We start from the raw sequence: 17,644 nt of genomic DNA, 5'->3' as shown, positions 1-17,644 counted from the left end.
CCTGTCGCCGTTGCGGCAAATGACGCGCGCTCAACTTCGCCCCTTCAAAAAATCGACCTTCCCGTATAAGTCGTCAACCACTCCAGCGCCAGCGTGCCCGCCAGCGAGTTCCCGTTCGCATCCAGCCCCGGCGCCCACACGCACACCGCCATCTCCCCCGGCAGCACCGCGACGATCCCGCCGCCGACGCCGCTCTTCGCCGGCAGCCCCACCCGATACACGAAATCGCCGGCCGCATCATAGGTGCCGCAGGTCAGCATCAGCGCCGACAGCCGCTTCGCGGAACTCGAATCGACGATCCGCTCGCCGGTTGCCGGCGCGACACCGCCGTTCGCGAGAAACAGCGCGGCGCTGGCCAGCTCGACGCAATTCATCTCGATCGCACACTGCCGACAATACGCGTCGATCACGGTATCAGGCGGCATCTGCATGTTGCCGAAGCTCGCCATGAAATGCGCCATCGCGCGGTTGCGCTCCGCGTGCTGCAGCTCCGACGTCGCGACGCGCGAATCGTAGTTGATGTCGTTCGCGCCGATCAGCCGCCGCACGAATTCGACGAGCGCCGTCTCGGCCTTCACGAAGCGGCGGCACAGCACGTCGGTGACGACCAGCGCCCCGGCGTTGATGAACGGATTGCGCGGCTTGCCGCGCTCGCTTTCGAGCTGGACCAGCGAATTGAACGCGGTGCCGGACGGCTCGCGGCCCACCCGTTCCCACAGCGCGTCGCCCAGCAGTTGAAACGCGAGCGTGCACGCGAACAGCTTCGAGATGCTCTGGATCGAGAAGCGCTCGTGCGCGTCGCCGACGGTGTAAACGTTTCCGTCGAGCGTCACGACGGCCATCCCGAACTTGTCGGCGGGCACTTTCGCGAGTTCGGGGATGTAGTCGGCGACCCGGCCCTGGCCGATCCAGGGGGCGAGTTCGGTGTGGATGCGTTCAAGAATCGATTGGTAATTCATCACGTCAGGCAGGGTAGAGGCACGGCCGGATTCCGGCGAGCCCGTATGGAACCGTCCCGGCGCCGATTCGTCAAGCGCGGCCCGAATCGCGCCCTTATTTTCAAGACCGGCAAACAGGCGAGCGGCTGGCGCAGTATCATGCGGTACGTTTCGGCCGAGGGCCGGCGTCCGGCACCCGCCGGCGCCCCCGTGGCTTCCCCGATGATCCGACCGCCGCCCATGTCTTTTCGCATCCTGCTCGTCGAAGACGACACCCGCTTGTCCACGCTGATCGCCGGCTACCTGCGCAAGAACGACTATGAAGTCGACACCGTGCTGCATGGTGATGCCGCGGTGCCGGCGATCCTGTCCATTCGTCCCGATCTCGTCATCCTCGACGTGAACCTGCCGGGCAAGGACGGCTTCGAAATCTGCCGCGAGGCGCGCAAGCAGTACGACGGCGTGATCATCATGGTGACGGCGCGCGACGAACCGTTCGACGAGCTGCTCGGCCTCGAATTCGGCGCGGACGACTACGTGCACAAGCCGGTCGAGCCGCGCATCCTGCTCGCGCGGATCAAGGCGCAACTGCGCCGCGCGCCCGCGCGCGCGGCCGAGAGCACCGCGCCGCAGCCCGAGCGCTACGCGTTCGGCAAGTTCTCGATCGACCGCACCGACCGCACCGTCGTGCTGCCCGACGGCAGCACGCCCGATCTGACGTCGGCCGAATTCGACCTGCTGTGGGCGCTCGTGTGCCACGCGGGCGAAGTCGTCAGCCGCGATGATCTGATGCTGCAGCTGCGCGGCGTCGAATTCGACGGCCTCGACCGCACGATCGACGGGCGTATCTCGAAGCTGCGCCGCAAGCTGCGCGACGACGCGAGCAACCCGCAGCGGATCAAGACGATCCGCAGCAAGGGTTATCAATTCAGCAAGCACGCGTGGGAATGACGCCGCCGTCGCGCGACGCCGTCACGTTCCGCGCGGGCATTCCGCCCGCCGGCCGGGAGCCGCGATGATTCGACGAACCCGTTCGCACCCCGATGCACCGCCGCTGCCGACGCTGCGCTACGTCAAATGGCGCTGGCTGCATTTCCGCCGCGCGTGGACCGACACGCGCGCCGACCGCATTCCGAGCTGGTCGCGCCTGTACGTGCGCACCTACCTGCATCTGATCGGCCTCGTGTTGCTCACCGCGCTGGTGCCCGCGCTCGCGTTGTGCGTCGAATTGTCGCCGCAGGTCGTGTGGCATGCGTTCGACTCGCTGCCGGGCGACATCTGGATCGTGCTCGCGTTCGTGTTCACCGCGCCCGCGCTCGCCGCGTACCGGTGGATGCGGCCGGTCTGGTCGGATCTCGTGATGGTGCGCGAGCGCGCAATCGACTTCACCGGCGGGCGCTTCAACACGCGCGCCCGCGAATCGCACAGCGTGATCATCGGCCCGCTCGCGCGCACGCTGAATGCGCTCGCGATGCGCATGGAGCGGCTGATCGCCGCGCAGCGCGATCTGACGAACGGGATCTCGCACGAACTGCGCACGCCGCTCGCGCGCGTGCGCTTCGCGCTCGAAATGCTGCGCGAACCGGGTTCGGCGGCCGAATACCAGGGCGCGCTCGAGAGCATCGCGCAGGACGTGACCGAGCTCGAGGAGCTGATCGACATGAGCCTCACGTACGCGCGGCTCGAATACAGCTCGCTGCAGTCGAACCTCGAGATGACCGCGCCGGTCGCGTGGTTCGAGCACCAGGTGAACGACGCGCAACTGCTGTATCCGGACCGTACGATCGAGGCCCGCGTCGCGATCGGATCGGATCTGCGCGTGAAGATGGACCGTCGGCTGATGTCGTATGCGATGCGCAACCTGTTGCGCAACGCGAGCAAGTACGCGAACGCACGGATCGTCGTCGGGATCGCGCTCGTGCACGGCAACATCGGGATCTTCGTCGAGGACGACGGCCCGGGCGTGCCGGAAAGCGAGCGCGAACGGATCTTCGACGCGTTCGTGCGTCTCGACCGTCGCACCGGCGGCTACGGGCTCGGCCTCTCGATCACGCGGCAGGTGCTCCACGCGCACAACGGCCGGATCGCGGTCGTCGATCCGGTCGAACTTGGCGGCGCGCGGTTCGAGATCAGCTGGCCGGTCTAGTGCGACGTCGCGCGCCGCTCGGCACGGATGCCGCCGACGCGGCATCCGCGCATGCTCAGTAGGTGCGGCCGAGCTGCAGGTAGAAGTTGCGTCGGCCGCCGGGTGCGAGCGCCACGCCGATATAGACGGGCCCGAACGCGGTCGACAGGCTCGTGAAGAACGTGTAGCTCTGCTTGAGCGCGCCGCCGCCGATCTTCTGGCCGCTCGACCACACGTTGCCGACTTCCGCGCTGGCGCCCACCGACAGCGCCTTGACCGGCGACGCGTTGAACGTCATCAACTGGTTCATGTACGTGATCTGCCCGTACGCGAGCTCGTTGCCGTTCAACTGGTCGGCCGCATAGGCGGACAGATGCTGGAAGCCGCCGAGCGTGAAGTTGAACGCGTTGATCAGGTTGGTGCCGCCGATGCTCTTGCCGCCTTCGATCGTCGCGCTGACGCTGTGCCGGCCGAACTGCTGCGCAATCATCGCCTTGCCGTAGATCTCGGTATAAGGCGCGTTGCTGGTCTCGTCGGCGAATGCCTGCGCCGAGCCGCCGTTGCGCGACACCAGCGAGCGTTCGACCCGCAGTTCGCCGAAATAACCCTTGCGCGGGAACATCGGATCGTCGAGCTGATCGATGACGAGCCGCGCCCGCGCGATCAGCGCCTGCGACGTGAAGCTCGGCCACAGCAGGCTCTGGCCGCTGCCGTCGTCTGCCGGGAACGGCAGGTTGTAGGTCGGCGAGCCGTGCCCCGTCACGTAACCGAGGCCGACGCGGAAATCGCCGAGCCGCGCGATCGGCAGGCCGAGGTCGATCCCGGCGCGCGCCGTCTGCATCAGGTACTGCGTGATTTTCACGTCGCCGGAGTCGTCGTACAGGTTCGCGTAGCGACGCTGATACTCCGCGTACGGCGACAGGTACACGCCGTACGCAGTCGACAGCGGCTGGCGCAATTCGACGCGCGCCGACTGCAGGTCGCTGCCGATCGTCGTGTCCGCGCGGAATTCCAGCCCCGACTCCGTGAGCCACGGCCGCCGGTAGCCGACGTGCAGGCGGAAGCCGCCTTCGTCGGTCGAACTGCTCGACATGCCGAGCCCGAACAGCAGGAAGTTGGGCCCCCAGTACTTCTCGCGCGCGTCGATCTCGAGCACGTTGTCGTCGCCGCGGCTCACGATCTGCTGTGTGACGCTCTCGAAGTTGCCGCCCGTCGTGAGCCCGAGCAGATCCTGGCTGACGGTCTTCGGATCGTAGATGTCGCCGGGCTTCACGTGCAGCGCGTTGCTGACGACGCGCTTCGGCACGCCGCCGCTGGTCTTGATGTCGATGCGTGTGATCCGGATCGGCGGCGGCAGCGGCTGCGCGTGCGCGGACCGGTAGGCCGCGTACTGTTCCGGCGTGAGCGCGAACCGCCGCAGCTTCGGCAGCGCCGCGGTCGCGGCGATCTCGCCGGCGGCGATCGCCTGTTTCGCGTTCTGGAAATCGGTGAACGCGAGCGCGCCGAGGTCCGGCGTGAGCAGCACGTCCTGCGCGTCGAGCTGCTTGCGCTGGGCGGTCACGTTCTGGCGGATCAGGATGCCGACCATCTGCTGCATCACGTCGGCCGGCGATGCGAGCGCGTCGAGCGGGCGCAGTTGCGAGCCGATGTCGACGGCGATCACGACGTTCGCGCCCATCTGCCGCGCGGTGTCGACGGGCAGGTTGCTGACGAGACCGCCGTCCACGAGCGCGCGCCCGTTGATCTCGGCCGGCGCGAACAGGCCCGGCATCGCCATGCTCGCGCGAATCGCGAGCGGCAGCGAGCCGTGGTCGAGCACGACCATCTGGCCGGTCTGCAGGTCGGTCGCGACCGCGCGGTACGGGATCGGCAGCTGGTCGAACGGCTGGTTGGTCGGCACGGCGGCCGTCCAGTTCGCGAGCAGTGCCTGCAGCCGGTTGCCCTGGACGAGGCCGACCGGCGCCTTGACGCCTTTCTTGCCGAAGCCGAGCGTCAGCCCGTTGATGTACAGGCGTTCGTCTTCGCGGCTGGTTTGCGGCAGGTCCGCGCGGTCCGTCACGTCGAACGCGATATCCGCCAGGTTGACCTCGGACAGCCGCTTCTGCATCTCGTCGGCCGCCATCCCGCTCGCGTACAGGCCGCCGACCACGGCGCCCATGCTGGTGCCCGCGATGCAGTCGATCGGAATCCGGTTGTCCTCCAGTACTTTCAGGACACCGAGGTGTGCGTAGCCGCGCGCGCCGCCGCCGGACAGCACGAGGCCGATCGACGGCCGGCCGGCCGAGCCGCCGTCGGCCGTGCAGGTGTGCGCCGCCGCAGCGGGTGCGGCGGGTGCGGGGGCAGCCGGCGCATTGGCGGCAGCGGTCTGGGCGGCGGCGGGTTCGGCGGCCGGCAGCGGTTGCGCGAAGACCGTGCAGCACCAGAAGGCAACGAGCGTCGTGCAGAGCGGGCGCACCGGCGCCCGGCGGAAGGAAACGGTCGCTGTCATGGTGAACATACCTGGCGTGATCGTGCGTCTGAGGCCTGCCGGGAGCAGGCAAGACCGAGAGATTACCGTGTTTTACAGGCCCGACGCGAGCGGCCGTTGCGTGGACGGACGTGCCCGAAACGCCCCATCCGGCAATTCCGCCGCGAAAAAATCATCGGAATTGCCTAAAGTATCGGAACGATTTGCCGCTAAGCTCGTGATGGGGCGGCATGGACGCGCGGCAAAATGTGCGGCGCGGCTGTCCCGGCCCGTTCCCTCACAAAGGTTTGATATGTCGACACCGCTGTTCGGAAAGTTGTTTGCGCAACCCGTTGCGATCGACCCGGGAACGGCGAGTACGCGGATCTATACGCACGAACGCGGCGTGGTGCTGAACCAGCCGTCGGTCGTCTGCTTCCGCAAGGGCGGCGCGAGCGACGCGCGGCCGACGCTCGAGGCCGTCGGCGAGCTCGCGAAGGCGCTGCTCGGCCGCGAACCGGGGCATCTCGAAGCCGTGCGGCCGATGCGGCACGGCGTGATCGCGGACGCGCATGCGGCCGAGCAGATGATCCGCAGCTTCATCGACATGTCGCGCACCCGCTCGCGCTTCAGCCGCCGCGTCGAGGTCACGTTGTGCGTGCCGTCCGACGCGACGGCCGTCGAGCGCCGCGCGATCCGCGAGGCCGCGTTCGCGGCCGGCGTATCGGAGGTCGAACTGATCGAGGAAGCGCTGGCGGCCGCGCTCGGCGCGGGTTTGCCGGTGACCGAGCCGGTCGGCTCGATGATCATCGACATCGGCGGCGGCACGACCGAAGTCGCGGTCGTCGCGCTCGGCGGCATCGTGTACCGGGAGGCGATTCGCGTCGGCGGCAGCCAGTTCGACGCGGCGATCGTCAACCACGTCCGCAACCTGTACGGCGTGCTGCTCGGCGAGCAGACGGCGGAGCACGTGAAGAAGACGATCGGCTCGGCCACCAGCGCGGTGCCGCGCACGTCGACCCGCGCCGTCGGCCGCAGCATCGGCGACGGCCTGCCGCGCTCGGTCGAGCTGTCCAATCACGACGTCGCGGACGCGCTGGCCGCACCGCTCAAGCAGGTGATCGGCGCGGTGAAGTCGGTGCTGGAAAATGCGCCGGCCGAACTCGTGACCGACATCGCGAATCGCGGCGTGGTGCTCACCGGCGGCGGCGCATTGCTCGCCGATCTCGAACGCCTGCTGTACGACGAGACCGGGCTGGTCGCGCGGATCGCCGACGAGCCGGCCACCTGCGCGGTGCGCGGCGCCGGCGAGGCGATGGGGCGGCTCGCGATGTGCCCGGCCGATTGAGCCGGCCGGTGCTGCCGGCCGCGGCCCGGCGCACGCCTTCACATTTTTTCGATCTCCCGGTGGCCGGCCCGCTCGGCGGGCATCGGTCCATCGCATGGACAGGCGCGGGCGCGCCGTGCTAGCGTGACGCGCCCGTTCGGGGCCGGGCCGGCCGACGCGCCCGACGACACCTGAGAGACCGAATACCTTGAAACATCGAACCAAACGGGGCTTCGCGGCCCGGGCCGGCCGCGTGCTGGCCGTCGTCGCGTGCGTCTGGGCAGCGGCGGCCGCCGCGATCGTCGTCCATGGCATGCGGATGCCGAGCGACCCGGCGGACGTCGCCGTGATCTTCGGCAACGCGCTCGACGAAACCGGCGCGCCGAAGCCCGTGCTCGCGGCCCGGCTCGATGTCGGCGTGCGTTGTTACCGCGCGGGGCAGTGCCCGGCGTTTCTGGTCAGCGGCGCGATCGACGGCCCCGGGCTGAACGAGGCGACGGCCATGCGCGACTACCTCGTGGCGCGCGGCGTGCCGGCGGACCGGATCGCCGTCGACGACCAGGGCGACAACACGCTCGCGACCGCGCAGCACACGCTTGCCTACCTGCGCGCGCATCGCCTGTCGCGCGTGCTGATCGTCAGCCAGTATTACCACCTCGCGCGGGCGCGCCTCGCGTTCGAGCGCGTCGGCATTGCGCGGTCGAACATCTCCGCCGCGTATCCGCGCCGCTTCCAGTGGCGCGATCTCTATTCGAGCTGGCGCGAGGTGCCGGCCTACGCGGTGTATGCGGTGCGGCTGTGGGTGAATCCCGATGCGCGGCCGGTTTCGTTTCGGCCGATGCTTTATCTGATGCGCCTGTTTTCGTGACGGGGCGGCCCGCAAGCGCGCGCTTCCGGTGCGAGCGGTTTCGTTTGTTTTCTCCGGTTTCCCGTCGTCTCGCGCCTGCCGCGCGAATGTCACGGGCAATGAATAAATAATAACGATTCGCGTTACAGATTCTTGCGAGCGAAAAATCAAAACAATTTCGCCGACAGTTCCATAATCCGGATTCGATCGATTTATTAAGCGGACGTTGATTATCTGCATGGATCATTCGTCGCGGTAAAAATATTGCGATGCAAAATCCGCGCGTATTGAATCAGGACGATATATCGGTGTTTCCACCGATGCGGAACAACCGCTGTCTTTGCGAAAAATCAAGGAAAGCCGGCGAAGAGTGCGTCGCATGTTTTTACTGCGTGTCCGTCAGAAAGTAAAAAAAGTACATAATCGTCGGCCGTTGATCCGTTGGGAAAATATCGACTGGAAAACGGTTTGACTTTGATATAGCCTAGTCTGACGAAAGCGGGCAGTAATCAAATCAACCAGAAAGTCGCTGCAGAAACCAGGGGCCGCCATCATGTCATTCGACTAGTTCCGCAGCTGCATTCCCGGGCCGATAAAAAAACTCATCACGAATAAACCGACAGCGCATCGCGATTGCCGGGGAGGACGCTTTTATCCGCGATTTTCTGCTGCGTGCCGTCCGTTGCGGCCGCAATACCAATACCAAAGCCGAAATCAATAAAGAGGGAAAGCATGAACCCTGTCCGTCCGAAAAAAACGAGTGAGCCGTTTCCGCGACTGCTGTTGCCCACCGGCGTGTTTCTGGCGCTGTCGGGCGCGGGCATTGTCCCCGCCTATGCGACCTGCAGCACGGCGGGCACCACGGTGACCTGTTCCGGCGTCGCAAATCCGCTGGCGCCCAGTTATTCGAACAGCGCCAACAACCTGAACGCGACGGTCAATCCCGGTGCGACCGTCGGCGTGCTGCTGGGTGTCGGCGGCACGGCGATGTCGTTGACCGGCAGTAACGTCACGCTGACCAACAACGGCACGATCGACCCGTCGGCGCTCGGCTCGGGGCTCGGCGTGCTGTCGAGCGGTGCGGTGGTCGGCAACGCGGCGGCGAGCACCACGACCGTGACCAACAACGGCACGATGATGGGCTCGACCGGCGTCGCGGTCAGCGGCGTGACGGGCATGGCGCTGTCGGTTCAAAACGGCACGGGCGGCACGTCGACGATTACGAACACGGGTACGATCGGCTCCTCCCCGCTGGTCGGCGCGACCCTCGTCGGCGCCGATGCGCCGGTGGTCGCCGCGTACGGCGGCGGCACGGTCAACATGACGAACAGCGGAACGATCACCGGTCGCGTGTCGCTGGGTTCGAGCGGCACACCGGGACAGGGCAATACGTTCACCAACTCGGGCACGATCAACGGCGGCGTGTCGATGGGGGCGAACAGCACGAATACGTTCAATGCCGTGACGGGCTCGTCGGTCAATACGGCCGGCGGCACCGGCGGCGCGTTCAACATCACGGTCGGCCCGGTCACGCTCGGCGTGGCGGCAACCGGCGTCGTCGACGGCGGCGCGGGCGGCAACAATACGCTCAACCTGCAGCAGGGCGTCGCGGCGAACGGCACGATCGCGGTCAACAACTACATCAACTTCAATCACCTCGACGTCACGAGCGGCAACTGGACGATCAACGGCGCGTCCACCGCGCAGGACGCGACGCTGACGGGCGGCGTGGCGATCATCAACGACAACGCGTCGCTCGGCACCGGTACCGTCACGGGCAACGGCGGCGCGTTGCAGGCGGGCACGGCGGGGCTCGACGTGTCCAACAACGTGTCGCTTGGCGCGGGCGGGCTGACGGTGCAGGGCGCGACCGGGCTGACGCTGTCCGGCACGGTGTCGGGCGGCGGTGCGCTGACGAAGAACGACGGCGGCACGCTGACGCTGTCCGGCGCGAACAGCTACACGGGCGCCACGAACCTGAATGCCGGCGGGCTGGTGGTCGGCAACAATTCGGCGCTCGGCACCGGCGCGCTGAACGTCAACGCGTCGGCGTCGCTCGACACCAGCACGAACGTGACGCTCGGCAACGCGGTCAATCTCGCGACCGGCTCGACGCTGACGATCGGCGGCAGCAACGATCTCGGGCTGACCGGCGCGATCAGCGGAAGCGGCGGCCTCACGAAGAACGGCGCGGCAACCACGACGCTGAGCAGCGTGAATACGTATACGGGCGACACGACCATCAACAGCGGCACGCTCGCGCTGAGCGGGGCCGGCAGTCTGTCGGCGACCGGCACGGTCAACCTGACCGGTGCGGGCGCAACGTTCGATATGAGCGCCGCGTCGGGCGGGCGGACGATCGGCGCGCTGGCCGGCGCGGCCGGCACGAACGTGGACCTCGGCGCCAATTCGCTGACGCTCGGCGGCAGCATCAATGCCACCTATGCCGGCACGATCGGCGGGTCCGGCAGCTTGACGCTGTCGGGTACCGGTACGCAATCGCTGACCGGCACGAACACGTACACGGGCGGCACGAACCTGAACGGCGGCAACCTCGTCGTCGGCAGCAATACGTCGCTCGGCCTCGGCGCGGTGAATGTCAACGGTTCGTCGACGCTCGATGCCACTGCCAACGTGTCGCTCGCGAACGGCGTCAACATCGCGACGGGCACGACGCTGACGCTCGGTGGCAGCGCCGATCTCGGCCTGGGTGGCGTGGTCGCGGGTGGCGGCGGTCTCGTGAAGAACGGCGCGGCGGCGCTCACGCTGTCCGGCGCGAATACCTACGCGGGCGGCACGGTGCTGAACGCGGGCAGCCTCGTGCTCGGCAACGGCGGGGCGCTGGGCACCGGCGCGCTGACCGTCGGCGGCGCGGCGACGCTCGATACGACCACGAGCCTGTCGGTCGGCAATGCGATCACCGTCGGCACGGGCGCCGCACTCACCCTGGGCGGCAGCAACAGTCTCACGCTCGGGGGCGCGATTTCCGGCGCGGGCAGCCTCGTGAAGGACGGCGCGGCGACCACGACGCTGACCGGCGCGAACACCTATACGGGCGGCACGACGATCAACGCGGGCACGCTGGCGCTCGGCGCGGGCGGCAGCCTCGCGGCAACGGGAACGGTGGATCTCGCCAACGCAGGGGCGGCGCTCGACATCAGTACGGGCAGTGCGCAGGCGATCGGCGCGCTGTCGGGCGTGGCGGGTACGAGCGTGAGCCTCGGCGCCAACGCGCTGACGCTGGGCGGGACGGCCAGCGGCACGTTCAGCGGCACGATCGACGGCACCGGCAGTCTGACGCTGGCGGGCACCGGCACGCAAACGCTGAACGGCGCGAGCACCTATACGGGCGGCACGAACCTGAATAGCGGCAGCCTCGTGCTCGGCAACGGCGGGGCGCTCGGTTCCGGCGCGCTGACCGTCGGCGGCGCGGCGACGCTCGATACGAATGCCGCGTTGTCGGTGGGCAATGCGGTCAATCTCGGCACGGGCGCCGCACTCACCTTGGGCGGAAGCAACAGCCTCACGCTGGGCGGTGCGATTTCCGGCGCGGGCAGCCTCGTGAAGGATGGTGTGGCAACCACCACGCTGACCGGCGCGAACACCTATACGGGCGGCACGACGATCAACGCGGGGACGCTGGCGCTCGGCGCGGGCGGCAGCCTGGCATCGACCGGCACGATGAACCTTGCCGGCGCGGGCGCGACGCTGGACCTGAGCGGCGCGACAGGCGGTCAAACGCTCGGCGCGTTGTCGGGCGTGGCGGGAACGAACGTCAACCTGGGGGCCAACGCGCTGACGCTGGGCGGGACGGCCAGCGGCACGTTCGGCGGGGTGATCGGCGGCACGGGCAGTCTGACGCTGGCGGGCACCGGCACGCAGACGCTGACCGGCACAAACATCTACACGGGCGGCACGAACCTGAATAGCGGCAGCCTCGTGCTCGGCAACGGCGGCGCACTCGGTTTCGGCGCGCTGACCGTCGGCGGCGCGGCGACGCTCGATACGAATGCCGCGTTGTCGGTGGGCAACGCGGTCAATCTCGGCACGGGTGCCGCACTCACCTTGGGCGGCAGCAACAGTCTCACGCTCGGTGGCGCGATTTCCGGCACGGGGAGCCTCGTGAAGGACGGCGCGGCGACCACGACGCTGACCGGCGCGAACACCTATACAGGCGGCACGACGATCAACGCGGGCACGCTGGCGCTCGGCGCAGGCGGCAGCCTCGCGTCGACCGGCACGATGAACCTTGCCGGCGCGGGCGCGGCGCTGGACCTGAGCGGCGCGACAGGCGGTCAAACGCTCGGTGCGCTGTCGGGCGTCGCGGGAACGAACGTCAATCTGGGCGGCAACGCCCTGACGCTCGGCGGCACGGCCAGCGGCACGTTCGGCGGGGTGATCGGCGGCACCGGCAGTCTCACGTTGTCGGGTACCGGCACGCAGACGCTGTCCGGCGCGAACACCTATACGGGCGGCACGACGATCGGCGCCGGCAGCACGCTGGCGCTCGGCGCGGGTGGCAGCCTGGCGTCCGGCAGCACGCTGGACCTCGCGGGCGCGGGGGCGACGTTCGACTTGAGCGGCGCGACGGCCGCGCAGACGCTCGGCACGCTGACCGGCGCGGCCGGCACGAACGTGAACCTCGGCGGCAACGGGCTGACGCTGAACGGCAACGGCAGCAGCACGTTCGGCGGCGCGATCGGCGGCACCGGCGGCCTGACGCTGGCCGGCAGCGGCACGCAGACGCTGACGGGCGCGAACACGTACACGGGCGGCACCACGATCAGCGGCGGCGGCACGCTCGCACTCGGTGCGGGCGGCAGCCTCGCATCGACCGGCGCGGTGGACCTCGCCAGCGCCGGTGCGACGCTCGATCTGAGCGGCGCGACCGGCGCGCAGACGATCGGCACGCTGACCGGTGCGGCCGGCACGAACGTCGACCTCGGCACGAATGCGCTGACGCTGAATGGCGGCACCAACGGTACGTTCGGCGGCACGATCGGCGGGACGGGCGGTGTAACCGTCGCCGGTACGGGCACGCAAACGCTGACGGGGGCGAACACGTATACCGGCGGCACGACGATCAACGGCGGCAGCACGCTCGCACTCGGCGCGGGCGGCAGCCTCGTGTCCGGCAGCGCGCTGAACCTCGCGGGCGCGGGCGCGACGTTCGACGTGAGCGGCGCGACGGCCGCGCAGACGCTCGGCACGCTGTCCGGCGCGGCCGGCACGAACGTGAATCTCGGCGCGAATGCGCTGACGTTGAACGGCAGCGGCAACGGTACGTTCGGCGGCGCGATCGGCGGGACGGGCGGGGTGACGTTCGCCGGCACCGGCACGCAAACGCTGACGGGCGCGAACACGTACACGGGCGGCACGACGATCGGCGGCGGCAGCACGCTGGCGCTCGGCGCGGGCGGCAGCCTGGCGTCGACCGGCACGGTGAATCTCGCGGGCACGGGCGCGACGTTCGACGTGAGCGGTGCGACCGGCGCGCAAACGATCGGCGGGCTCTCGGGTACGGCCGGCACGAACGTGAATCTCGGCGCGAACGCGCTGGCGCTGAACGGCAGCGGCAGCAGCACGTTCGGCGGCACGATCGGCGGCACGGGCGGCGTGACGGTGGCGAGCGGCACGCAGGTACTGACCGGCGGCAACACGTACACGGGCGGCACCACGATCGCAGCCGGCGGCACGCTGCAACTCGGCAACGGCGGCACGTCGGGCAGCGTGGCCGGCGACGTCGTCGACAACGGTGCGCTGGTCGTCAATCAATCGGGCAACGTGACGATCGCGAGCGTACTGTCCGGTACCGGCTCGCTGACCCAGGCCGGAACCGGGCAACTCACGCTGACCGGCACGAGCACGCTGAGCGGCCCGACCACGGTCAGCGCAGGCACGCTCGCCGTCAACGGTTCACTCGGCCAGTCGACCGTCACCGTGCAGAACGGTGCGACGGTGACGGGCACCGGTACGATCGGCGGCCTCGTGGTGCAGGGCGGCGCGACGGCGGCCGCCACGCAACCGGGCGCGGCGCTGAACGTGGGCGGCAACGTCACGTTCCAGCCGGGTTCGACGTTCCAGGTCGCCGCCACGCCGCAGCAAAGCGGCAGCCTCGCGGCGAGCGGCACGGCGACGCTGAACGGCGGCACCGTGCAGGTGCTCGCGAACCAGAGCACCTATCAGCCGGGCACGACGTACACGATCCTCAGTGCGTCGTCGGGCGTGCAGGGCGCGTTCGCCCAGGTGAGTGCGAACTATGCGTTCCTGACGCCGACCCTCAGCTACGATCCGGGTCACGTGTATCTGCAACTGGCTCAGAACGGCACGGCGCTGCCCGACGTCGCGACGACGCCGAACCAGCGCTCGGTCGCAACCGCGGTGGCCGCGCTCGGCACCGGCAATCCGCTGTACGACACGGTGCTGACGACCGACGCGCCGACCGCACGCCGCGCGTACGGGCTGCTCGACGGCGAGCTGCAGGCGAGCCTGAAGAGCATGCTGCTGCTCGACAGCCGCTACGTGCGCGATGCGGTGACCGATCGCGTTCGTCAGGGCCTCGCACCCGGATCGGGCCCGCTCGCGGCCCTGTCGTCGGGCGGCGCCGCGCTGTGCGGCGACAACACGGCCGGCGTGGCGGATCCGACGCTGCCGCCAGAACGCCGAATCGGTTCGCGCGCCGGGTGCTACGGCGGGACGCCCTATCAGCCGGTCGTCTGGGGGCAAGCGTTCGGCGGTCGTAGCCGGCTCGGGGGCGACGGCAACGCGTCGTCGATCAACCGCAGCATGACGGGCTTCATCGCCGGCGCCGACATGGCGCTCAACGACAAGTGGCGCGCGGGTCTGGCCGCGGGCGTCACGCACAGCTCGCTCGACAACGACCAGAGTTCGTCGGCGGCGGTGAACAGCTACTACGTGTCGCTGTACGGCGGCGCGCAGTATGGCGCACTCGGCGTGCGCGGCGGCGCGTCGTACACGTGGTATCGGATCAACAGCGACCGCTATCCGGGCTTCGCGGGCTTCTCCGATCACGATTCGGCCGGCTACAACGCGCATTCGGCGCAGGTGTTCGGCGAAGTCGGCTACGCGGTGCCGGTCGGGCCGGTTGCGATCGAACCGTTCGCGGGCCTCGCGTATGTGAACCTGCATACCGACGGCTATACGGAAACCGGCGGCGCGGCCGCGCTGCGCGCCGGCGGCGAGACGACCCACGTCGGCTTCTCGACGCTCGGCCTGCGTGCGGCGTCGCAGCTCGGCTCGATCGCGAGCGGCACGTTCACCGCGCGCGGGACGGTCGGCTGGCGGCATGCGTTCGGCAACGTGCGGCCGTCGTCGGCGTTCACGTTCGCGAACGGCGGCACGTCGTTCCAGGTGTCGGGCGTGCCGATTGCTCGCGACAGCGCGGTGCTCGAAGCCGGCATCGACGCGAACATCACGAAGCGCCTGACGCTCGGCCTCACGTACAGCGGCCAATTCGGCAGCGGCGTGCGCGACAACGCGATCCTCGGCAACATCCTGTGGAAATTCTGACCGGCAACTGATGTGCCCATACGCGGCGCGAGGCGACGAAGCAACGTCGCCCCGCGCCGCGGCCGTTTCGTCGCTGCGCACGTTCGCCGTTCTGGCCTATCCTGTGCGAAACACGCGACGCGCGCCGCGCGTTGCGCCTCGACACAGGAGCATCGATGCCGAACCACGCCGAAGCCACGACGACGCAGGCGCCGCAAGTCGCGCCGATTGCCGCGACCCCCGCGTCGGGTCCCGCCTTCATCGCGCCCGAAGCCGATCCGCAGGTTCTCGCGCGCAACAACCAGTACGTGCTGAAATCCGGCGACGCGTTCGTGGTCAGCGACGCGCTCGGCGACATCGGCGGGCATGACGACGGCCTGTTCGTCGACGACATGCGCGTGCTGTCGACCTGGCGCCTGACGTTCGGCGGCCGCGCGCCGTCGCTGCTGTCGGGTGCGACGAGCGCCGACAACGCGTCGTTCACCGCGCACCTGACGAACCGCCCGCTGCCGCCGCTCGGCGGCAAGGAGACGCCCGAGGGCGTGATCCATATCGAGCGCATGCGCGTGCTCGCGGGCGACGTGCTGTACGAAGCGCTGACGCTGACGAACTACGGCGCGAGCGAAGCCGAGGTGCCGCTGTCGCTGTCGTTCGCGGCCGATTTCAAGGACATGTTCGAAGTGCGCGGCACGCAGCGGCCGAAGCGCGGCACGGTGGGCGCGCCGCGCGTCGACGCGGGCGCGGTGCGGCTGCGCTACGACGGCCTCGACAGCGTCGAGCGCAACGTGACCGTGCATTTCTCGCCGGCGCCGGACGCGCTGTCGGTCGATCGCGCCGACTACACGCTGACGATCGCCGCGCAGGCGTGCGTGTCGATCTACCTGACCGTCGATGCGACGCTCGGGCCCGCGCAGGCCGAAGGGCCCGGATGCGGCCGCGTCGCGCTGCGCACCGCGCTCGTCGGCGTGCATCGCGAGATGCGCGCACGGCGCGAGTCGATGGCGCGCGTGAACACCGGCAATCCGCTGTTCGACGCCTGGCTCGATCGTTCGCTCGCGGATCTCGGGCTGCTCACGACGCAGCTCGACACGGGGCCGTACCCGTATGCGGGCATTCCGTGGTTCTCGACGCCGTTCGGCCGCGACGCGATCATCACGTCGCTGCAGATGCTGTGGCTGCAGCCGTCGCTCGCGCGCGGCGTGCTGCGTTTTCTCGCCGAGCATCAGGCGCGCGAGACCTCCGCGTTCCGCGATGCGGAGCCCGGCAAGATCATGCATGAGTTCCGCCGCAGCGAGATGGCCGCGACGGGCGAGGTGCCGTTCGCGCTGTACTACGGCGGCGTCGATACGACTCCGCTGTTCATCGTGCTCGCGGGCGCCTATGCCGAACGCACCGGCGACGATGCGCTGATCGACGAGCTGTGGCCCGCGCTCGAGCGCGCCGCGCAATGGGTGATCGACAAGTGCGACCGCAACCCGTACGGGCTGCTCGATTACCAGCGCACGTCGGAGCGCGGCCTCGCGAACCAGGGCTGGAAGGACAGCCACGATTCGGTGTTCCACGCGGATGGCCGTTTCCCGGACGGGCCGATCGCACTCGTCGAAGTGCAGGCCTATGCGTGCGCGGCGCTCGACGCGATGTCGGCGTGCTCGCGCCGGCGCGGCCATGCGGCCGACGCGACGCGCTATGCGTTGCGCGCGAAGACGCTGCGCGACCAGGTCGATGCGCTGTTCTGGATGCCGGAAGGCGATTTCTACGGGATCGCGCTCGACGGTCATGGCGAGCTGTGCCGCGTGTCCGCGTCGAACGCGGGCCACCTGCTGGCATTCGGGCTGCCCGACGCCGAGCGCGGCGCGGCGGTCGCGGGCGTGCTCGGCTCGGCGCTGTTCCAGACGGGCTGGGGCATCCGCACGCTGGCGGCCGGCCAGCCGCGCTTCAATCCGATGGCCTATCACAACGGTTCGGTGTGGCCGCACGACAATGCGCTGATCGCGCGCGGCCTGGCGCGCTACGGCGACAAGACGGCCGCGGTGAATCTGCTGCGTGCGCTGTTCGAGGCGGCGGTGAGCTTCGAGATGCGCCTGCCGGAGCTGTTCTGCGGGTTCCCGCGCCGGCGCGGCGAACCGCCGACCGCGTATCCGGTGGCCTGCCTGCCGCAGGCGTGGGCGGCCGGCGCGCCGTTCATGATGCTGCAGGCGTGCCTCGGCGTGAGCATCGACGCGTCGCGCCACGAGGTGCGCGTCGAGCGCCCGGCATTGCCGGAAGGCGTCGACTGGCTGCGGATCGATGCGCTGCGCGTCGGCGACGAAACCGTGTCGCTGACGTTCCGCCGTGTCGACGGCCAGGTCATCGCGGCGGCGGAGCAGCCGGGCCGCGTGCAGGTGGTCGCGGTGCTGTAGCGCGGTGCCGCGCGAACGTTGCGCGATGTCGCGCCACGTTCGCGCGCAGCGGC

General features: G+C 69.2%; 9 protein-coding genes. 6 read left to right on the top strand and 3 right to left on the bottom strand.

Features of this window, described 5'->3' with window-relative positions; translation table 11 throughout:
- Nucleotides 1-44: 44 nt before the first annotated feature.
- Nucleotides 45-959, bottom strand: coding sequence for a glutaminase (locus tag A9Z05_RS06395; RefSeq protein WP_069617344.1), 915 nt, complete (start codon nt 957-959; stop codon nt 45-47).
- 219 nt (nt 960-1,178) lie between these two features.
- On the opposite strand from A9Z05_RS06395, the gene A9Z05_RS06390 reads away from it, so the two are divergent.
- Nucleotides 1,179-1,889, top strand: a complete 711-nt coding sequence (locus tag A9Z05_RS06390; protein ID WP_006498855.1) for a response regulator — start codon at nt 1,179-1,181, stop codon at nt 1,887-1,889.
- 64 nt (nt 1,890-1,953) lie between these two features.
- Complete coding sequence (locus tag A9Z05_RS06385; protein ID WP_069617343.1) at nt 1,954-3,084, top strand: ATP-binding protein; 1,131 nt, start codon at nt 1,954-1,956, stop codon at nt 3,082-3,084.
- 55 nt (nt 3,085-3,139) lie between these two features.
- On the opposite strand, the gene A9Z05_RS06380 is transcribed toward A9Z05_RS06385, so the two are convergent.
- Nucleotides 3,140-5,551, bottom strand: a complete 2,412-nt coding sequence (locus A9Z05_RS06380) for a patatin-like phospholipase family protein (protein ID WP_069617487.1) — start codon at nt 5,549-5,551, stop codon at nt 3,140-3,142.
- Between the two features lie 271 nt (nt 5,552-5,822).
- Here A9Z05_RS06380 and A9Z05_RS06375 point away from each other — a divergent pair, with 271 nt between their 5' ends.
- Together A9Z05_RS06375 and A9Z05_RS06370 are read left to right on the top strand one after the other, a co-directional pair.
- Nucleotides 5,823-6,857 (top strand): rod shape-determining protein, encoded by a 1,035-nt coding sequence (locus A9Z05_RS06375; protein WP_069617342.1) that lies wholly within the window; start codon nt 5,823-5,825, stop codon nt 6,855-6,857.
- Between the two features lie 187 nt (nt 6,858-7,044).
- A complete protein-coding gene (locus A9Z05_RS06370) occupies nt 7,045-7,704 on the top strand; it encodes a YdcF family protein (protein WP_069617341.1) in 660 nt (219 codons plus the stop codon).
- 584 nt (nt 7,705-8,288) lie between these two features.
- On the opposite strand, the gene A9Z05_RS37620 is transcribed toward A9Z05_RS06370, so the two are convergent.
- The gene (locus tag A9Z05_RS37620; protein WP_256121867.1) at nt 8,289-8,417 is read right to left on the bottom strand and encodes a hypothetical protein; all 129 of its coding nucleotides are present in this window, start codon (nt 8,415-8,417) and stop codon (nt 8,289-8,291) included.
- On the opposite strand from A9Z05_RS37620, the gene A9Z05_RS06365 reads away from it, so the two are divergent.
- Together A9Z05_RS06365 and A9Z05_RS06360 are read left to right on the top strand one after the other, a co-directional pair.
- Nucleotides 8,416-15,213 (top strand): autotransporter-associated beta strand repeat-containing protein, encoded by a 6,798-nt coding sequence (locus A9Z05_RS06365; RefSeq protein WP_069617340.1) that lies wholly within the window; start codon nt 8,416-8,418, stop codon nt 15,211-15,213. The genes A9Z05_RS37620 and A9Z05_RS06365 overlap by 2 nt on opposite strands.
- 155 nt (nt 15,214-15,368) lie before the next feature.
- Nucleotides 15,369-17,591 carry an amylo-alpha-1,6-glucosidase gene (locus A9Z05_RS06360; protein ID WP_069617339.1) on the top strand — a complete coding sequence of 741 codons (2,223 nt, stop codon included), beginning with the start codon at nt 15,369-15,371 and terminating at the stop codon, nt 17,589-17,591.
- The last annotated feature ends 53 nt before the right edge of the window (nt 17,592-17,644 follow it).

The organism is Burkholderia sp. A2, assembly GCF_001729305.1.
Lineage (GTDB): Bacteria > Pseudomonadota > Gammaproteobacteria > Burkholderiales > Burkholderiaceae > Burkholderia > Burkholderia sola.
The sequence above is the reverse complement of the archived record's forward strand: the minus strand, read 5'-3'. Positions and strand labels throughout refer to the sequence as shown.

Coding starts and splice junctions, on each gene's coding strand:
- A9Z05_RS06390 (WP_006498855.1), top strand. CDS start 1,179: ATGTCTTTTCGCATCCTGCTCGTCGAAGACGACACCCGCTTGTCCACG.
- A9Z05_RS06365 (WP_069617340.1), top strand. CDS start 8,416: ATGAACCCTGTCCGTCCGAAAAAAACGAGTGAGCCGTTTCCGCGACTG.
- A9Z05_RS06395 (WP_069617344.1), bottom strand. CDS start 959: ATGAATTACCAATCGATTCTTGAACGCATCCACACCGAACTCGCCCCC.
- A9Z05_RS06360 (WP_069617339.1), top strand. CDS start 15,369: ATGCCGAACCACGCCGAAGCCACGACGACGCAGGCGCCGCAAGTCGCG.
- A9Z05_RS06380 (WP_069617487.1), bottom strand. CDS start 5,551: ATGACAGCGACCGTTTCCTTCCGCCGGGCGCCGGTGCGCCCGCTCTGC.
- A9Z05_RS37620 (WP_256121867.1), bottom strand. CDS start 8,417: ATGCTTTCCCTCTTTATTGATTTCGGCTTTGGTATTGGTATTGCGGCC.
- A9Z05_RS06385 (WP_069617343.1), top strand. CDS start 1,954: ATGATTCGACGAACCCGTTCGCACCCCGATGCACCGCCGCTGCCGACG.
- A9Z05_RS06375 (WP_069617342.1), top strand. CDS start 5,823: ATGTCGACACCGCTGTTCGGAAAGTTGTTTGCGCAACCCGTTGCGATC.